We start from the raw sequence: 15,216 nt of genomic DNA on the forward strand, positions 1-15,216 counted from the left end.
GTGGATAAATCGGAGAGCTTAACGTTACCGCTCATATATTCTATAGCAATACACGCTGTTATAGCGGGTGTATTGCTCATTAGCTTTGAGTTTACGCCATCGACACCAGAAGCGATGGAAGTTAACTTGAACCAAAGCGACATTGAACCTGCGGAAGAAATTGTCAGCGCAGTTTCCGTTGATAAAGCTAAGGTGCAGGAACAAGTCGATAGAATGAAGCGACAAAAAGCCGAAGCAGAGGCTGCTGAGCAGCGACGAATTGAACGTTTAGAGCGCCGAGCTGAAGAAGCACGTAAAGCTCGAGAGCGCGAAGAGCAACGTCAAAAAGAGATTGAACGTCAGCAAGAAATTGAACGCCAGGAAGCGGCTCAAGCGCGTAAAGAAGCTGAGCAGGCAAAGAAAGAAGCGCAGCGTTTAGCCGAAGAGAGAGCTAAGGCTGAAGCGGCGGCTAAAGAGGCTGAGCGCCGCAAAAAAGAAGCGGAAGAAGCTGAACGCAGAGCCGCAGAAGAGAGACGTAAACGCGAAGAAGCTGAGCGTCGGGCCGCTGAGCGAGAAGCACAATTGAAAAAAGAAATGGAAGAAGAGCGAGCTCGCCGTCAGGCAGCAAGACGTCAACAAGTGTTGAGTGAAGTTGAAAAGTATCAGGCATTAATACGGCAGACCATTCAGCGTAACTGGACCGTTGATGACTCTATGCAAGGAAAGTCATGTGAGTTAACCATTAGCGTTGCGCCAAGTGGATTTGTTAAATCGGTAGATACCGGTAACGGTGATGCCAGTGTGTGTCGCTCAGCGCGTAATGCTGTTTTAAAAGCAAATACGCTACCGGTGTCGGAAGATCCGGAAATTTACCAGCAGATGAGTACAATCAAATTGACTGTTAAGCCACAGTTGTAATTAAGGTGACCAATGAGAAAAATCGTATTTCAAGCCCTGGCTCTGCTATTTGTTGTGATGAGCTCTGCCCGTGCAGGTGTGTTAGAAATTGTCATTACCGAAGGTATCGATACGGCACGACCTATTGCTGTGGTTCCTTTTGAGTGGAAAGGCGAAGGGCAGCCACCAGGAAATTTAACTGAGGTTATCGCTGCCGACTTAAGACGAAGCGGCCGATTTAACCCGATTCCGACAACAGCAATGCCCCAACGTCCGACTAAAGACGGCGATATTGACTACTCTGCCTGGGCGAAGATGGGCGTTGAAGCGGTGTTGGTCGGGTCCGTAGAACCGTACTCTGTTGACCGTTATATGGTTAAGTTTGAGTTGGTTGATGTATTGCGCGGGCAAATTACCGGTGGTAACGCTCAAATGTTGCGCGATGGTGAATTAGTGCAGAGTAATGACCACGTACTGGATTCACGTTCAAGTGTCATAGATGGGGATCAGTTCCGTAGCTACTCTCACCGTATCTCCGATGTTGTTTATGAAGCACTGACCGGTGAAAAAGGCGCGTTCATGACCAAGATTGCTTATGTGACGGTGAACCATGACGACCGTTACCCCTATAAACTTGCCGTAGCTGATTACGACGGCGCTAATGAAAAGATCTTGCTGCGCAGTCCTGAGCCGCTGATGTCTCCGTCTTGGTCACCAGACGGTAACAAGTTGGCTTACGTGAGTTTTGAAAATAAAACTGCAGAGATCTTCATGCAGGATATTTATACCACGCGCCGTGAAAAGCTAACGTCATTCCCGGGCATAAATGGTAACCCGGTGTTTTCACCGGATGGTTCAAAATTAGCGATGGTGCTCTCAAAAGATGGCAACCCGGAACTCTATGTTTTCGATATAAAAACGAAAAGCTTGCAACGAGTTACGCGGAATCGTACGATTGATACAGAACCGAGTTGGACACCAGACGGAAAGTCGCTAGTATTTACGTCTGAACGTGGTGGCAGACCTCAGCTTTACAGTGTAGAGCTGTCTTCTGGTCAGGTTCGGCGTTTGACGTTCGAAGGTGAACAGAACTTAGGTGGTACGGTAGCGCCGTCTGGTGAAAACATGATTCTGGTAAACCGTACCAGAGGGAACTATCATATAGCTAAGCAGGAGTTCCCACGAGGAACAATGCAGGTTTTAACAAAAACGTCTTTGGATGAGTCACCAAGTATCGCGCCGAATGGCAGTATGGTGATATACAGTACAACGCATAATAACAAGCAAGTACTGGCACTGGTCTCTACCGATGGACGTTTTAAAGCAAGGTTACCGGCTTCTGATGGGGAAGTGAAATCTCCCTCTTGGTCGCCATTTATGTAAATAGCCTGAATGGTTGAATGTTCGATTAAACGATAAGGACGAAAAGGATGCAGCTTAATAAACTTTTTAAAGCTCTGGCAATCGTTGTACCAATGGCAACTCTGGCCGCTTGTAGCTCAAACCAGGAAACCGATTCAGGTGCGGGCGCAGGTCAGGAAACGAATCAACAAGCAGAGCAAGACTCTGGTGTTGAGGTTGGTGCAGCAGAGCGTCAACAAACTCTTGAAGAACAGCGTCAAGAAAAAATGGAAGCATTGCGCAAAGAACACATTGTTTACTTTGCTTTTGATAAATCAAACGTACAATCTGAGTACGCTGAGCTATTAGCAGCACATGCTGATTACTTAGTTAAAAACCCGTCAGTGAAGGTTGTTATCGAAGGCCATGCTGATGAGCGCGGTACACCTGAATACAACATTGCACTTGGCGAGCGCCGTGCACAAGCGGTTGAAGACTACCTGCACAACTTAGGTGTTCAGGACTCTCAGACTTCTACCGTATCTTACGGTGAAGAGAAGCCTTTAGTTGATGCGTCAACTGAAAGTGCATACGCGAAGAACCGTCGTGCGGTTTTAGTGTACTAATCCCAGACTTAAACGGGTAGTTCATGAAAAAAACGCTGTTAGCTGTCAGTTTGTTAGTGCCTGGGCTTGCATTAGCCCAGGCGCCTGTTTCAGGTTTGTCTTCTTCAGGTGATGTTGAGAAACGCCTAGAACAAATTGAGCGTATGCTCGAAGCTCGTTCTAGTGCGCAACTTAACATGATGGATCAACTTAATTCTGTGCAACAAGACGTTGCAGAATTAAGAGGTATAACTGAAGAGCACGCCTACCAATTGGAACAACTTTTACAACGCCAGCGCGAGCTGTATCAGGAAATTGATCGTCGCTTTAGCCAGCTAAAGGACAACAATAGCCAGAGTAATAATGCTGGCTCGGGTTATTCCGATATGCAGCAGGTACCAACGCAAACTGATAGCAGCAGTTATTCAGCGAGCTTGAGCGAAAATGACGCCTATGACAAAGCCATTGCTTTGGTTTTGGAAGACAAGCGTTATGACGCTGCCATTCCGGCTTTCCAGTCCTTCCTGGAGAGCTTTCCTAACTCTACTTACGTGCCAAACGCCCATTACTGGCTGGGACAGCTTTATTTTGCTCAGCAAGAGTATGATAAGGCCGAACAGCAGTTCATGACGGTAGTTGAAGACTATCCGGATAGTAATAAGCGTGGCGACTGTTTATTGAAGCTTGGTGCTATCGCAAATGACCAAGGTAATACTGCTGATGCTAAGCGCTATTACGAAAAAGTTATTAGCGAGTATCCAGACAGTACTGAAGCAAATTTAGCCAAGCAGAGACTGAATTAACTAACACGAGCGCAACATGTGTTCGTGAATTAATCAGTCAGACAGTTTTTTTCAATTTTAAGTTGCATAAGCGCGTTATTTCAGTAAACTATGCCGCCGTTGCCAAGCAGAACTGGTAACGAATAGTTAGCGTTGGGTTGTTAGCTCAGTTGGTAGAGCAGTTGACTTTTAATCAATTGGTCGCAGGTTCGAATCCTGCACAACCCACCACTCGCTAACGCTAAGAAAATCAGAAATATGGGTTGTTAGCTCAGTTGGTAGAGCAGTTGACTTTTAATCAATTGGTCGCAGGTTCGAATCCTGCACAACCCACCATTTCCTCTTTCTGATAACTTAACTACAACCCCCTCTTGAATTCGATTATACTAGCCGCCACGTTATACAGAACACTTGGACATAAGCTGTAATACCATGACTGAGATTCAAACGCTGGATACCCTTGATTACCGGTTTCCGCCAAAACCTAAGCCTTTGACGCCTGAAGAAAAGCAGGAAACTGTCGCGCGTATAAAAGAGCTCTTAAAAGAGAAAGACGCAGTGTTAGTGGCTCACTACTATACTGACCCTGACATTCAGGCTCTGGCTGAAGAAACAGGTGGCTGTGTTGCTGACTCTTTGGAAATGGCGCGCTTTGGTCGTGACCATCCGGCGAAGAAGCTAATTGTTGCCGGTGTTCGCTTCATGGGAGAGACAGCAAAAATACTCACGCCCAATAAACAGGTGTTAATGCCGACCCTCGATGCCGAATGCTCTTTGGATTTAGGTTGTCCTCCAGATAAGTTTGCGGAGTTTTGTGACCAACACCCTGACCGGACCGTTGTGGTTTATGCAAATACCTCAGCAGCGGTTAAAGCACGTGCTGACTGGGTAGTAACATCCAGTATGGCACTAGAGCTGGTTGATCATCTCGATGCGAAAGGCGAAAAAATACTATGGGCACCCGATAAACATTTAGGCGGTTATATTGCCCGTGAAACAGGTGCAGACATGCTGTTATGGCAGGGCGCTTGTGTTGTACACGACGAGTTTAAAGCGAAAGCTCTAAACGACATGAAAGCGTTACACCCTGACGCAGCCATTCTGGTTCACCCTGAGTCGCCTGAAAACATTGTTGCAATGGCCGATGCTGTCGGTTCAACCTCGCAGCTCATAAAAGCCAGCCAGGAGCTTCCGAACGACACCTTTATTGTGGCTACCGACAAAGGCATTTTTTATAAAATGCAGCAGTTGCAGCCGAATAAGACGTTTATTGAAGCACCTACCGCCGGTAATGGTGCAACCTGTCGAAGCTGCGCACATTGTCCCTGGATGGCAATGAACGGCCTTAAAGCCATAGAGCAAGCGCTAGAAACCGGTGGCAAAGAGCATGAAATTCATGTTGACCCGGAACTCGGTAAGCAAGCTATGGTGCCTCTTGATAGAATGCTGGCCTTTGCCGCCACGCTGAAATAACCCCAAAGGCCTCAATCCGAGGCCTTTTTTTATATCTATACAACCTGTTTATAACGATAATAATCGGCACCTCTTCCGAACCTAACAACTGCATGCTAATCTAAAATAATTGACTATTTATTCAGGGGCGTTGCATGGGGTTGTATCAAAATGCAGATGTAAGAGACAACTGTGGCTTTGGCTTAATTGCTAATATCAATGGTGAGGCCAGGCATGAGTTAATAGCCACTGCATTGCATGGCCTGGACAGAATGCAGCACCGTGGCGGTATTGGTTCAGATGGTAAAACAGGCGACGGCTGTGGTCTTTTATTGCAGTTACCCGAACAATTTTTTAAGGACTACGCGAAGTCTCAGAATTGGTCGCTCAGTAAAAAGTTTGCTGTTGGTATGGTGTTTTTTAGTAAAGACCATGACAAAAAGGAAGCCGCTCGCCAGCTTATAGAGCAAGAGTTACAAAAAGAAACTTTAACCGTAAACGGGTGGCGTAAGGTTCCGACAGAGCCTTCTATTTTAGGTGAGCAAGCCGCACTGTCTGAGCCTGATATCGAGCAAGTCATTGTGTCAGCACCTCCCGGCTGGCGAAAAAAAGACCTGGAACGTCGGCTATATATGGCGCGCCGCCGCATAGAGCAGCATTATGCCGACAATAGTGAACTGTATATCGCTTCTTTATCAAGTTTAGTCATTGTTTATAAAGGTCTGGTGTTAGCAAAAGATCTGGCTAGTTATTATCACGATCTCGCTAACGACAAACTGACGACGACTATTTGTGTGTTTCACCAACGCTTTTCAACGAATACTCAACCCCGTTGGCCATTAGCACAGCCATTTCGCTTTCTCGCCCATAATGGTGAAATTAATACCATACGGGGAAACCGACAGTGGGCAAGAGCCCGAGCCTATAAGTTCCACACGCCGCTACTGCCAGACTTACAAAACGCAACGCCGTTAGTTGGCATGAGCGGCTCAGACTCTGCTTCTCTCGACAATATGCTGGAGTTACTGTTAGCCGGTGGTATGGACTTATTCCGCGCAATGCGCTTGTTAATTCCACCTGCCTGGCAGGGTGATGCAACCATGTCGGAAGATATGCGTGCATTCTACGAGTTTAACGCGCTTCATATGGAGCCCTGGGACGGTCCTGCCGGTGTTGTCTTAAGTAATGGTCGCCATGTGGCCTGCAGTCTGGATAGAAACGGCTTACGTCCTGCACGTTACGTGTTGACCGAATCTGGCACTCTCACTATTGCGTCAGAGGTGGGGATTTGGGATTACGACGAAGCTGAAGTCAAAGAAAAAGGTCGACTGGGACCGGGGCAGATGATGGCCGTCGACACCTATACCGGAAAAATTTGGTATAACGATGACATAGAAACCGAGCTTAAAGATCGTCACCCCTACAAGCAATGGTTGTCACAAAACCGTCGCCATTTAGTGCCGTTTGAACGCAGCCACGCCGACAAAATAGGCCAGCGGCTGTATGACGACGAGACAATGGCGGTATTTCATAAAGCGTTTCTCTACTCCGAAGAAGAACTGCAGCAGGTGATGAGTGTTCTTGCTAAAGACGGTCAGGAAGCGGTTGGCTCCATGGGCGACGATACCCCGCAAGCCTTTTTGTCAAAGCAACCGCGACTGCTTTATGACTATTTCCGGCAGCAGTTTGCGCAGGTCACTAACCCCGCCATCGACCCTATTCGGGAACGTCACGTTATGTCATTAAGCACCATCATTGGCCGTGAGCATAACGTATTTAATGAAGCGTCCGGCGATGCCGACCGAGTGGTCTTTGAGTCGCCTATTTTAATGTATACCGACATTAAGCAACTGCGGGAGTTAGATGAAAAACACTATCGTAGTATGAATTTTTCACTGGCCTTTAACCCGGCAGATAAGCCGTTACAACAGGCGCTCACTGAAGTTGTTGAGAACGTGGTTGAGGCGGTAAGGCAGCAACGCGTGGTCATTGCCATTCTTAGCGACCGCCACTTTGAAAAAGGCGATGTTACTATTCCGGCACCAATGGCAGTTGGCGCGGTTCAACAGGCGCTAGTGCATGAAAACCTGCGCTGCGACTCAAATATTATCATCGAAACTGCGTCAGCGCGTGACTCGCATCACATGGCGGTTCTGCTGGGGCTGGGTGCCACGGCTATATACCCATTTTTGGCGTACGAAACGGTTGAACAGCTCGTTGAAAAGCAAAAAGTCGACTTATCCGTCCGAGAAGCACTACTGAATTACCGTAAAGGGCTGAATAAAGGGCTGTTGAAAATACTTTCGAAAATGGGCATTTCGACAATCTCCGGCTACCGTGGCGCATCGCTGTTTGAAGCCGTTGGGCTTAATGAGGATGTCAGAGAGCTGTCTTTTTGCAATATGCCTGCGCGCATTAACGGAACAGGTTTTGACGACATACAGCAGGATTTACTGCAGCGTTTCCAGAAAGCCTGGTTGAAGCGCAAACCCTTAGCGCAGGGTGGTTTATTAAAGTACGTTCATGGCAGTGAGTATCATGCTTATAACCCCGATGTTGTAGTGGCCTTACAGGAAGCGGCTAATACCGGAGACGAAGGCGCTTACAAGGTTTACGCCAAGCATGTGAATGAACGACCAGTGACTCATATTCGTGACTTGCTGGACTTGAAGCTGCCGGAAACCCCCGTTATCGACATTAAACAGGTTGAACCCAAAGAGCGTTTGTACCAGCGCTTTGACACCGCCGCTATGTCCATTGGTGCGCTCAGTTCAGAAGCCCATGAAGCACTAGCGATAGCAATGAACCGAATTGGCGGACACTCCAACTCTGGAGAAGGGGGTGAAGACCCTAAACGGTTCAATACTGAAAAGAACTCTCGTATTAAACAAGTCGCGTCAGGGCGTTTCGGTGTGACACCGCATTACCTGGTGAATGCTGACGTTATTCAAATTAAAGTGGCTCAAGGCGCGAAACCCGGAGAAGGAGGGCAACTTCCCGGCGAGAAGGTGACTGCGGAAATTGCCCAGCTGCGCTACGCAGTGCCGGGTACGACATTAATATCACCGCCGCCGCATCATGATATTTATTCGATTGAAGATCTCGCCCAGCTTATTTTTGATCTTAAGCAGGTAAATCCAACAGCGCTGGTATCAGTGAAGTTGGTTTCTACGCCGGGTATTGGAACCATCGCTACGGGGGTGGCAAAAGCCTATGCGGACCTTATTACCGTCTCGGGCTACGACGGTGGCACCGGTGCCAGTCCGTTAACCTCAGTGAAGTATGCCGGCTCACCCTGGGAGCTGGGGCTCGCTGAGGTGCATGAAGCCTTGGTTACCAACAAACTAAGACACAAAATACGGCTGCAGGTAGATGGTGGCCTGAAAACCGGTAAAGACATTGTCAAAGCCGCTATTTTAGGTGCGGAAAGCTTTGGTTTCGGTACTGCGCCGATGGTCGCTCTGGGCTGTAAATACTTAAGAATTTGCCACTTAAATAATTGCGCGACCGGTATTGCAACGCAAGACGAATTACTCAGGAAGAAGCACTTCTCTGGCTTGCCGGAAAAAGTCATTCGATTGTTTGAGTTTATGGCGGAAGAAGTGCGCGACATTCTGTCTTACTTGGGTGTAACAGAGCTTACGGACGTGATTGGACGCACAGATTTGCTGGAGCGCTTACCGGGTGAAACGAAACGTCAGCAAGCGGTAGACTTAACCGAATTGCTTGCGTCGTCGGGCATTCAGTCTGAACACCCATTGCATTGCACAGAAAAGAACGAGCCTTTCGATAAAGGCGACTTGAATCAGCAAATATTATCAGCGGCTCAGTCTGCCGTGGAAAATAAGTCAGGCGGCAAGTGGTCGTTTTCCATTCAAAATAACGACCGCTCTGTTGCAGCTAGTTTATCGGGCCATATTGCTAAATGGCATGGTAATCAGGGTATGGCGACAGCGCCTATCACTTTGAACTTTAACGGTACGGCAGGCCAAAGCTTCGGTGCCTGGAACGCCGGTGGCTTAAAACTAAGACTGACCGGAGATGCCAACGACTACGTAGGTAAAGGCATGGCTGGCGGCGAAATTGTCTTAAAGCAGCCTCTAAATGCAAACTACCTAAGTCATAAAGCAGCCATTATGGGAAATACCTGTTTGTACGGCGCCACTGGAGGAAAGCTCTATGTGGCGGGCGGTGCTGGCGAACGTTTTGCCGTACGTAATTCAGGGGCCACCGCTGTGGTTGAGTCTATTGGTGATCACGGCTGTGAGTACATGACAGGCGGTATTGTCGCAGTATTAGGCGATTGCGGCATTAACTTTGGCGCCGGCATGACAGGCGGTTTTGCCTATTTGCGAGACATCGACGGAGACTTACACCGCCGTTTAAACCATGAGCTGGTTGAAGCGTTAGAAATAGAAACCTCCATTATTAAAGAGCATTTGCGCGGGCTTATTCATGAACACCATGAGGCCACCGGCAGTGCATACTCCAGAAAGCTACTAGCATCCTTTGACGAGACGGTAAAAAGCTTCCGTATTGTGAAGCCAAAATCTCAGGACGTGTCCAACTTACTGGGGCACCGCGCACGCTCTACTGCTGAACTTCGGGTACAGGTGATGTAATGAATAAAAATGTGTATCAATTTCTAGACGTTCAGCGAATCGATCCGCCGAAAAAGGCTGCCGATGAGCGTCGCATTGAATTTACCGAAATTTATGAGCCGATGTCGGGTGTACAGCTGCAAGGGCAGGCTGATCGTTGCCTGGACTGTGGTAATCCGTATTGCGAGTGGAAGTGTCCGGTTCACAACTATATTCCCCAATGGTTGGAATTAGCGAATCAGGGGCGAGTCACGGAAGCCGCAGAGCTTATGCATAAAACCAATAGTCTGCCAGAGGTCTGTGGTCGTGTGTGTCCGCAAGATCGTCTCTGCGAGGGTGCTTGCACGCTTAACGATGGCTTCGGTGCTGTCACTATTGGCAGTATTGAAAAGCAAATTGTCGATGAAGCCTTTGCCAACGGCTGGCGACCCGACTTAAGCGGGGTCGCACAGCGAGTGGAGCGAGTCGCTGTTATTGGCGCAGGACCGGCCGGTTTAGCCTGTGCCGATGTACTGGCGCGTAATGGTGTTACCGCAACGGTGTATGACCGTTACCCTGAAATTGGTGGGTTGCTGACTTACGGTATTCCACCATTCAAACTCGACAAGGCAGTCATGAAGTTACGCCGCGAGATATTCACTGAAATGGGCGTGCGATTCGAACTGGGCGTTACTGTTGGTGAGGATATCAAGTTCTCGGAACTGCTTGAGCAATACGACGCGGTGTTTCTGGCGTTAGGCACCTACAAAGCACTGGATGGCGGCTTAAAAGGGTTAGAGCATAACGGAGTGTATCCGGCATTACCGTTTCTTATTGGTAACACACAAACCCTAATGGCGCATAAGCCCATGCCGCAATACCCGCATATTGACCTTAACGGGCAACAAGTGGTGGTGCTGGGTGGTGGTGATACCGCTATGGACTGTGTACGCACTTCGATTCGGCAAGGTGCGACGTCGGTGACTTGCGCTTACCGACGCGACGAAAGCAATATGCCTGGCTCGCGCCGCGAGGTGGAAAATGCCAAAGAAGAAGGTGGTGAGTTCTTATTTAACGTTCAGCCAGTGGAAATAGAAGCAAACGAGTCTGGACAGGTGACTGGTGTCAAAATGGTGAAAACGGCATTAGGACAGCCCGACAGTGATGGCCGACGCCGGCCTGAGCCTGTTGCGGGCTCTGAGTTTACCTTACCGGCAAGCGCAGTGATCATTGCTTTTGGTTACCAGGCGAACCCACCTGAGTGGCTGAAGAAGCATAATGTTGAACTGAGCGACTGGGGCACGGTGTTAACCGACTCGAATCGAGAGTTCGCTATGCAAACCAGTCACCCGAAGATCTTCGCCGGTGGTGACATGGTTCGCGGCGCAGACTTGGTTGTTACCGCTATAGCCGAAGGTCGCTCCGCCGCTGAAGGAATGCTCGATTATTTTGACCAGCTATCAATAAAAGCCTCATAGCCTTCGACAAAGGTGGGGTATTTAAGCTTATAGCCGCTGTTTTTCAGGCGGCTATTGTCACATCGCTTTGAACCTCTGGGACCTGGACCAGTCTCAACGTCAGAGGTAATACTGGCATCGAGTTGCTCCGCTAACCATTGATACATGTCGTATTGTTTAACGGGTTCATCGTCACTGACAAGATAAAGCGGCTGCGGGCTTTTAATCGATGTTAATAACGCATGAATAAAACCGGCGACATCGTCTTGATGAATTCGGTTTGTCCAGCTGTCACGTAACGTCATTTCCCCGGCTACCAGCTGCTTTAATAGATAGTCTCTGCCTTCACCGTAAATACCGCTACAACGTAAAATCGTGGTTTGTGTTGGTAGCGAGTCAATTAGCGACTCGGCCTGTAACAACGCCTGACCAGATTCAGACGTAGGAGCCGTTTCACTGGTTTCATCTATCCATTCGCCATCTTGCTGAGCATAAACGCCGGTACTGGACACATAAATAATGTAAGGCTGTTGCCCACTTTGTGCTAATACTTGCTGCAAGTGCCGACAGGGCACAACATAACCATCGTGGTAGTGCTGCGAGCCTGAACGCGATGGAGTCAGAGTAACGACAATAGCGTCCCATTGAGTGGTGAATAACTGCCGTAAGTCTTGCTCGTTATCGTAGTTACCAGCAACAAGCTGCACGCCATCAATAACCGGCTTGCTGTCGGGGTGTCGGCAAAGGCCGGTGACACTATGTCCACCCTTAACCAATAAGCGCGCAGTGCGTTGCGCGATATCTCCGTAGCCGAGTAAAAGCGTTTGCATGATCAACCCCTTAGGTTAACGTCAAGAAAATGTATCCGCAAAATAGCGCAGAACAAACTGTCCTATATTAGCCGCTACTTAACGCACAGTGCAAAGTGTTCGGGGTTAAGCGCCTTTTCATCACGGTTGTCATACCGCATAATCGAATGACATTACTTCAATAGTTAAGAAGGGTTGTTTTATGACTAAACAATGGTTAGCGCCTGCGCTGTTACTGGGGCTAGGTGCCGCATTTTCATTTGGCGCCAACGCTCAAAATGCTGTCAGCTATGAAGACAAAGAAGAACTGCACGACATTGTGAAAGCCGTAGAAGCCGACAACATAGAAAAAGATATTCGTAAGTTAGTCAGCTTTGGCACCCGTCATACTTTGTCAGAAACTGAATCCGATACTCGTGGTATTGGTGCTGCGCGCCGCTGGATTTATTCGGAGTTTGAGAAAATATCGCAAGCCTGCGGTGGTTGTCTGGAAGTTATGTATGTCAGTGACGTTGTGTCTGGCGAAGACCGCATTCCAGACCCGGTAGAAGTAAAAAGCGTTATTGCTATTCAAAAAGGAACAACCGATCCGAATCGCTACGTCATGATGTCAGGCGATATCGACTCTCGCGTTAGTGACGTTATGGACTACACATCAGACGCTCCCGGCGCAAATGACAATGCCTCAGGTGTTGCAGGCACCTTGGAAGCGGCACGCGTGCTGAGTCAATACGAGTTTGATGGCTCTATCGTTTACGCCGCTTTGGCGGGCGAGGAACAAGGCTTGTTTGGCGGTAAAATTTTAGCGAAGAAAGCGAAAGATGAAGAGTGGCATCTAACCGCCGTGTTGAATAACGACATGATTGGCAACATTGAAGGCATTAACGGTGTTATCAACAATTCAACAGCGCGCATTTTTGCTGAGGGCACCCGTATGAACGAGTCTGACCGCGAAGCCACTATGCGTCGTTACTATGGTGGGGAGGTTGACTCTCCGTCTCGCAATTTAGCGCGTTACATAGACTGGGTGGCAGACCGATATGTGCCGAATTTAGATACCATGGTGATTTATCGTTTAGACCGTTTTGGCCGAGGCGGTCACCACAGACCCTTTAACGACCTCGGCTATCCGGGCATTCGTATTATGGAAACGAATGAAAACTACAACCGTCAGCATCAGGACTTGCGTACCGAAAATGGCATTAAGTATGGTGACACTATTGATGGTGTGAACTTTGAATATGCCGCTAAACTCACCGCATTGAACGCCGCATCATTGGCTAGCATGGCGTGGGCTCCACGACCACCGGCGAACGTTGAAATTGAAGGGGCGGTTAAACCAGATACAACGTTAAGCTGGAGTGCGCAAAGCGAAGACGAAGAGAACATTGCTGGTTATAAAGTGTATTGGCGTTTAACCGACGCACCACAGTGGCAGTTTAGCCGTTATGTTGGCAACGTGAATGAATACACGCTGGAAAACATTGTGATCGATAACTACATTTTTGGTGTAGCTAGTGTAAGCAAAGACGGCTTTGAAAGCCCGGTTGTTTTCCCAGGACCAGCAGGACAGTTTTCGATTGAGTGAGACGTACTTTAAAGAACTACCTGTGCCACTGAATGACAGCGACGAACCAAGAACTGTTGGTTTTGAGCTGGAGTTCAGTGGCTTAACATTAGAACAGACATCGACAATTTTGTGCTCAGTCGTCGATGGCGAATGTGTTCGTGAATCAAAAGCAGAGCACAAAGTTAAAACGTCCGACTTAGGCACTTTCAATGTCGAAATTGACTGGGCGTACCTTAAGAAAAAAGCGAAAGCAGAGGGCGCCGACGAGTCCAGCCTGTTAAAAGAGCTGGGCAATTTAGCGGAGCGTTGGGTGCCGATTGAAATTGTCTGCCCACCGTTAACGCTAGAGCAGTGCAAGGTACTGACAACGCTCGTTGATAAGCTTCGTAACGCAGGCGCAAAAGGTACCGATGAGTCCTGGATAGCCGCCTATGGGGTTCATATCAATGCTGAAATTCCTAAACTCGATGCGCCAACCGTGCTGCGATATTTGCAGGCCTATGGTCTGCTGCAATGGTGGCTAATCGAGAAGCATCAGGTTGATACCACACGCAAAATCAGCCCATATATTGATAAGTACCCCGAAGACTATCTGCACCGCCTGATGACTCAGGACGAGGCTGATATGTCGACACTTATTGATGATTATCTGTCGTTTAACGCAACTCGAAACCGAGCGCTTGATATGCTTCCGCTGTTTAGCATGGTTGACGAAGACAGGGTCATGAACGCTGTTAATGACGGAAAAATAAAAGCACGTCCAACGTTTCATTACCGTCTTCCGAATTGCCAAATTGAGCATCCCGGCTGGCAGCTTAGTGAAGAATGGAACTTATGGTGGGTGATAGAAGCTTTGGCAAGTGACCAAAACGCTTTGGCTTATTGGCGCAATGCATTTCTCGAGGCGGAAAGGCCAATAATGGGCGTCGCCGAAACGGACTGGAAAGAAAGGCTAACGCAATGGCTCAGCGACCGCGAGTGGTGGTAACAGGGGCCGCACGCAAGTGGTCTCCCTCGTGGTGGTGCACCTGGCTGGCGCTCAGGCTACTTGGTGCTCACCCCATAAGAGTGAGTGTCAGGCACCGCTGTGAAAGCCCCAACGTGGATGCCGTAATTATTGGTGGTGGCGATGACATCAGTCCGTCTCACTACAACCAGCCTCCCGAGCCCGATGGCGAATATGACCCCGATCGCGATGACATTGAAATTCGCTGGATACAGTGGGCGCTTGAGAATAGAAAGCCGCTTTTGGGCATTTGTCGCGGCTCTCAACTTATTAATGTCGTGCTTGGTGGTGAACTGAACCAGAACATAAAAGATTTGAGAAAGCTGACCTATAACCGTCCGGGTTTATTGCCGACAAAACAAGTGTTTTTAGAAAAGGGCAGTTTGCTGTCTGAAGTATGCAAGAAGAATAAGCTCCGCGTGAACAGTCTGCACTCTCAAATTGTAAAACGGGTGGGTGTAGGCATACGAGCTACCGGCTGGGACTTAGATGGCTTTATTCAGGCGTCTGAGAGTGATGGTCGGGAACAAGCTGTTATTGGCGTTCAGTGGCACCCGGAATATATGTTTTACGTACCCAGCCAACTTAGAATTTTTCGTTGGTTATTAGCAGGTTAAATAATTAACCGTTAAAACCGATTAATTTCATCTCATTTTATTGGTTATTTCTGATCTTTCCTTTCAGTTATTCTGTATAAACATTCAACTAAATATAAACCCCGGCAGTTTTGAGGTAAGA

At 48.3% G+C, this 15,216-nt stretch carries 11 protein-coding genes and 2 tRNA genes; 12 read left to right on the plus strand and 1 reads right to left on the minus strand.

Annotation, left to right across the window (positions count from 1 at the left end; genetic code table 11):
- The 9 genes from tolA (at position 1) to UM402_RS04300 (ending at position 11,114) form a co-directional block, all read left to right on the plus strand.
- Positions 1–897 carry a cell envelope integrity protein TolA gene (tolA, locus tag UM402_RS04260; protein ID WP_273268193.1) on the plus strand — a complete coding sequence of 299 codons (897 nt, stop codon included), beginning with the start codon at positions 1–3 and terminating at the stop codon, positions 895–897.
- Positions 898–909: 12 nt separating this feature from the next.
- Positions 910–2,259, plus strand: coding sequence for a Tol-Pal system beta propeller repeat protein TolB (gene tolB, locus UM402_RS04265; protein WP_058579480.1), 1,350 nt, complete (start codon positions 910–912; stop codon positions 2,257–2,259).
- Between the two features lie 47 nt (positions 2,260–2,306).
- Positions 2,307–2,843, plus strand: coding sequence for a peptidoglycan-associated lipoprotein Pal (gene pal / locus UM402_RS04270; RefSeq protein WP_058579479.1), 537 nt, complete (start codon positions 2,307–2,309; stop codon positions 2,841–2,843).
- A gap of 23 nt (positions 2,844–2,866) precedes the next feature.
- Complete coding sequence (ybgF, locus tag UM402_RS04275; RefSeq protein WP_058579478.1) at positions 2,867–3,625, plus strand: tol-pal system protein YbgF; 759 nt, start codon at positions 2,867–2,869, stop codon at positions 3,623–3,625.
- A 134-nt stretch (positions 3,626–3,759) separates the two neighbouring features.
- Positions 3,760–3,835 (plus strand) — tRNA-Lys (locus UM402_RS04280).
- Between the two features lie 29 nt (positions 3,836–3,864).
- Positions 3,865–3,940, plus strand: a tRNA-Lys gene (locus UM402_RS04285).
- Between the two features lie 96 nt (positions 3,941–4,036).
- The gene (gene nadA / locus UM402_RS04290) at positions 4,037–5,077 is read left to right on the plus strand and encodes a quinolinate synthase NadA (RefSeq protein ID WP_058579477.1); all 1,041 of its coding nucleotides are present in this window, start codon (positions 4,037–4,039) and stop codon (positions 5,075–5,077) included.
- Between the two features lie 134 nt (positions 5,078–5,211).
- On the plus strand, positions 5,212–9,678 hold the full coding sequence (gltB, locus tag UM402_RS04295) for a glutamate synthase large subunit (RefSeq protein WP_058579476.1): 4,467 nt from the start codon (positions 5,212–5,214) through the stop codon (positions 9,676–9,678).
- The gene (locus UM402_RS04300) at positions 9,678–11,114 is read left to right on the plus strand and encodes an FAD-dependent oxidoreductase (protein WP_058579475.1); all 1,437 of its coding nucleotides are present in this window, start codon (positions 9,678–9,680) and stop codon (positions 11,112–11,114) included. Before gltB ends, UM402_RS04300 begins: the two co-directional genes overlap by 1 nt.
- Here the strand turns inward: UM402_RS04300 and UM402_RS04305 are convergent.
- The gene (locus tag UM402_RS04305; protein ID WP_058579474.1) at positions 11,081–11,923 is read right to left on the minus strand and encodes an SDR family oxidoreductase; all 843 of its coding nucleotides are present in this window, start codon (positions 11,921–11,923) and stop codon (positions 11,081–11,083) included. The two genes, UM402_RS04300 and UM402_RS04305, sit on opposite strands and share 34 nt — an antisense overlap.
- 181 nt (positions 11,924–12,104) lie before the next feature.
- Between UM402_RS04305 and UM402_RS04310 the strand changes: the two genes are divergently transcribed.
- The 3 genes from UM402_RS04310 to UM402_RS04320 are packed head-to-tail and all read left to right on the plus strand — an operon-like array spanning position 12,105 to position 15,095.
- Positions 12,105–13,490, plus strand: coding sequence for a M28 family metallopeptidase (locus UM402_RS04310; RefSeq protein WP_058579473.1), 1,386 nt, complete (start codon positions 12,105–12,107; stop codon positions 13,488–13,490).
- Positions 13,483–14,460: an amidoligase family protein gene (locus UM402_RS04315; RefSeq protein WP_058579472.1), complete on the plus strand. Its 978-nt coding sequence runs from the start codon at positions 13,483–13,485 to the stop codon at positions 14,458–14,460. Before UM402_RS04310 ends, UM402_RS04315 begins: the two co-directional genes overlap by 8 nt.
- On the plus strand, positions 14,433–15,095 hold the full coding sequence (locus tag UM402_RS04320) for a gamma-glutamyl-gamma-aminobutyrate hydrolase family protein (RefSeq protein ID WP_058579471.1): 663 nt from the start codon (positions 14,433–14,435) through the stop codon (positions 15,093–15,095). The genes UM402_RS04315 and UM402_RS04320 overlap by 28 nt, the downstream gene beginning before the upstream one ends.
- Positions 15,096–15,216: the final 121 nt, after the last annotated feature.

The organism is Idiomarina sp. OXR-189 (assembly GCF_034373425.1).
In the GTDB taxonomy this organism is placed as follows: domain Bacteria; phylum Pseudomonadota; class Gammaproteobacteria; order Enterobacterales; family Alteromonadaceae; genus Idiomarina; species Idiomarina zobellii.

Excerpts from the sequence above, each read along its gene's own strand:
- tolB (WP_058579480.1), top strand. The coding sequence starts at position 910 with ATGAGAAAAATCGTATTTCAAGCCCTGGCTCTGCTATTTGTTGTGATG.
- pal (WP_058579479.1), top strand. The coding sequence starts at position 2,307 with ATGCAGCTTAATAAACTTTTTAAAGCTCTGGCAATCGTTGTACCAATG.
- ybgF (WP_058579478.1), top strand. The coding sequence starts at position 2,867 with ATGAAAAAAACGCTGTTAGCTGTCAGTTTGTTAGTGCCTGGGCTTGCA.
- nadA (WP_058579477.1), top strand. The coding sequence starts at position 4,037 with ATGACTGAGATTCAAACGCTGGATACCCTTGATTACCGGTTTCCGCCA.
- gltB (WP_058579476.1), top strand. The coding sequence starts at position 5,212 with ATGGGGTTGTATCAAAATGCAGATGTAAGAGACAACTGTGGCTTTGGC.
- UM402_RS04300 (WP_058579475.1), top strand. The coding sequence starts at position 9,678 with ATGAATAAAAATGTGTATCAATTTCTAGACGTTCAGCGAATCGATCCG.
- UM402_RS04305 (WP_058579474.1), bottom strand. The coding sequence starts at position 11,923 with ATGCAAACGCTTTTACTCGGCTACGGAGATATCGCGCAACGCACTGCG.
- UM402_RS04310 (WP_058579473.1), top strand. The coding sequence starts at position 12,105 with ATGACTAAACAATGGTTAGCGCCTGCGCTGTTACTGGGGCTAGGTGCC.
- UM402_RS04320 (WP_058579471.1), top strand. The coding sequence starts at position 14,433 with ATGGCTCAGCGACCGCGAGTGGTGGTAACAGGGGCCGCACGCAAGTGG.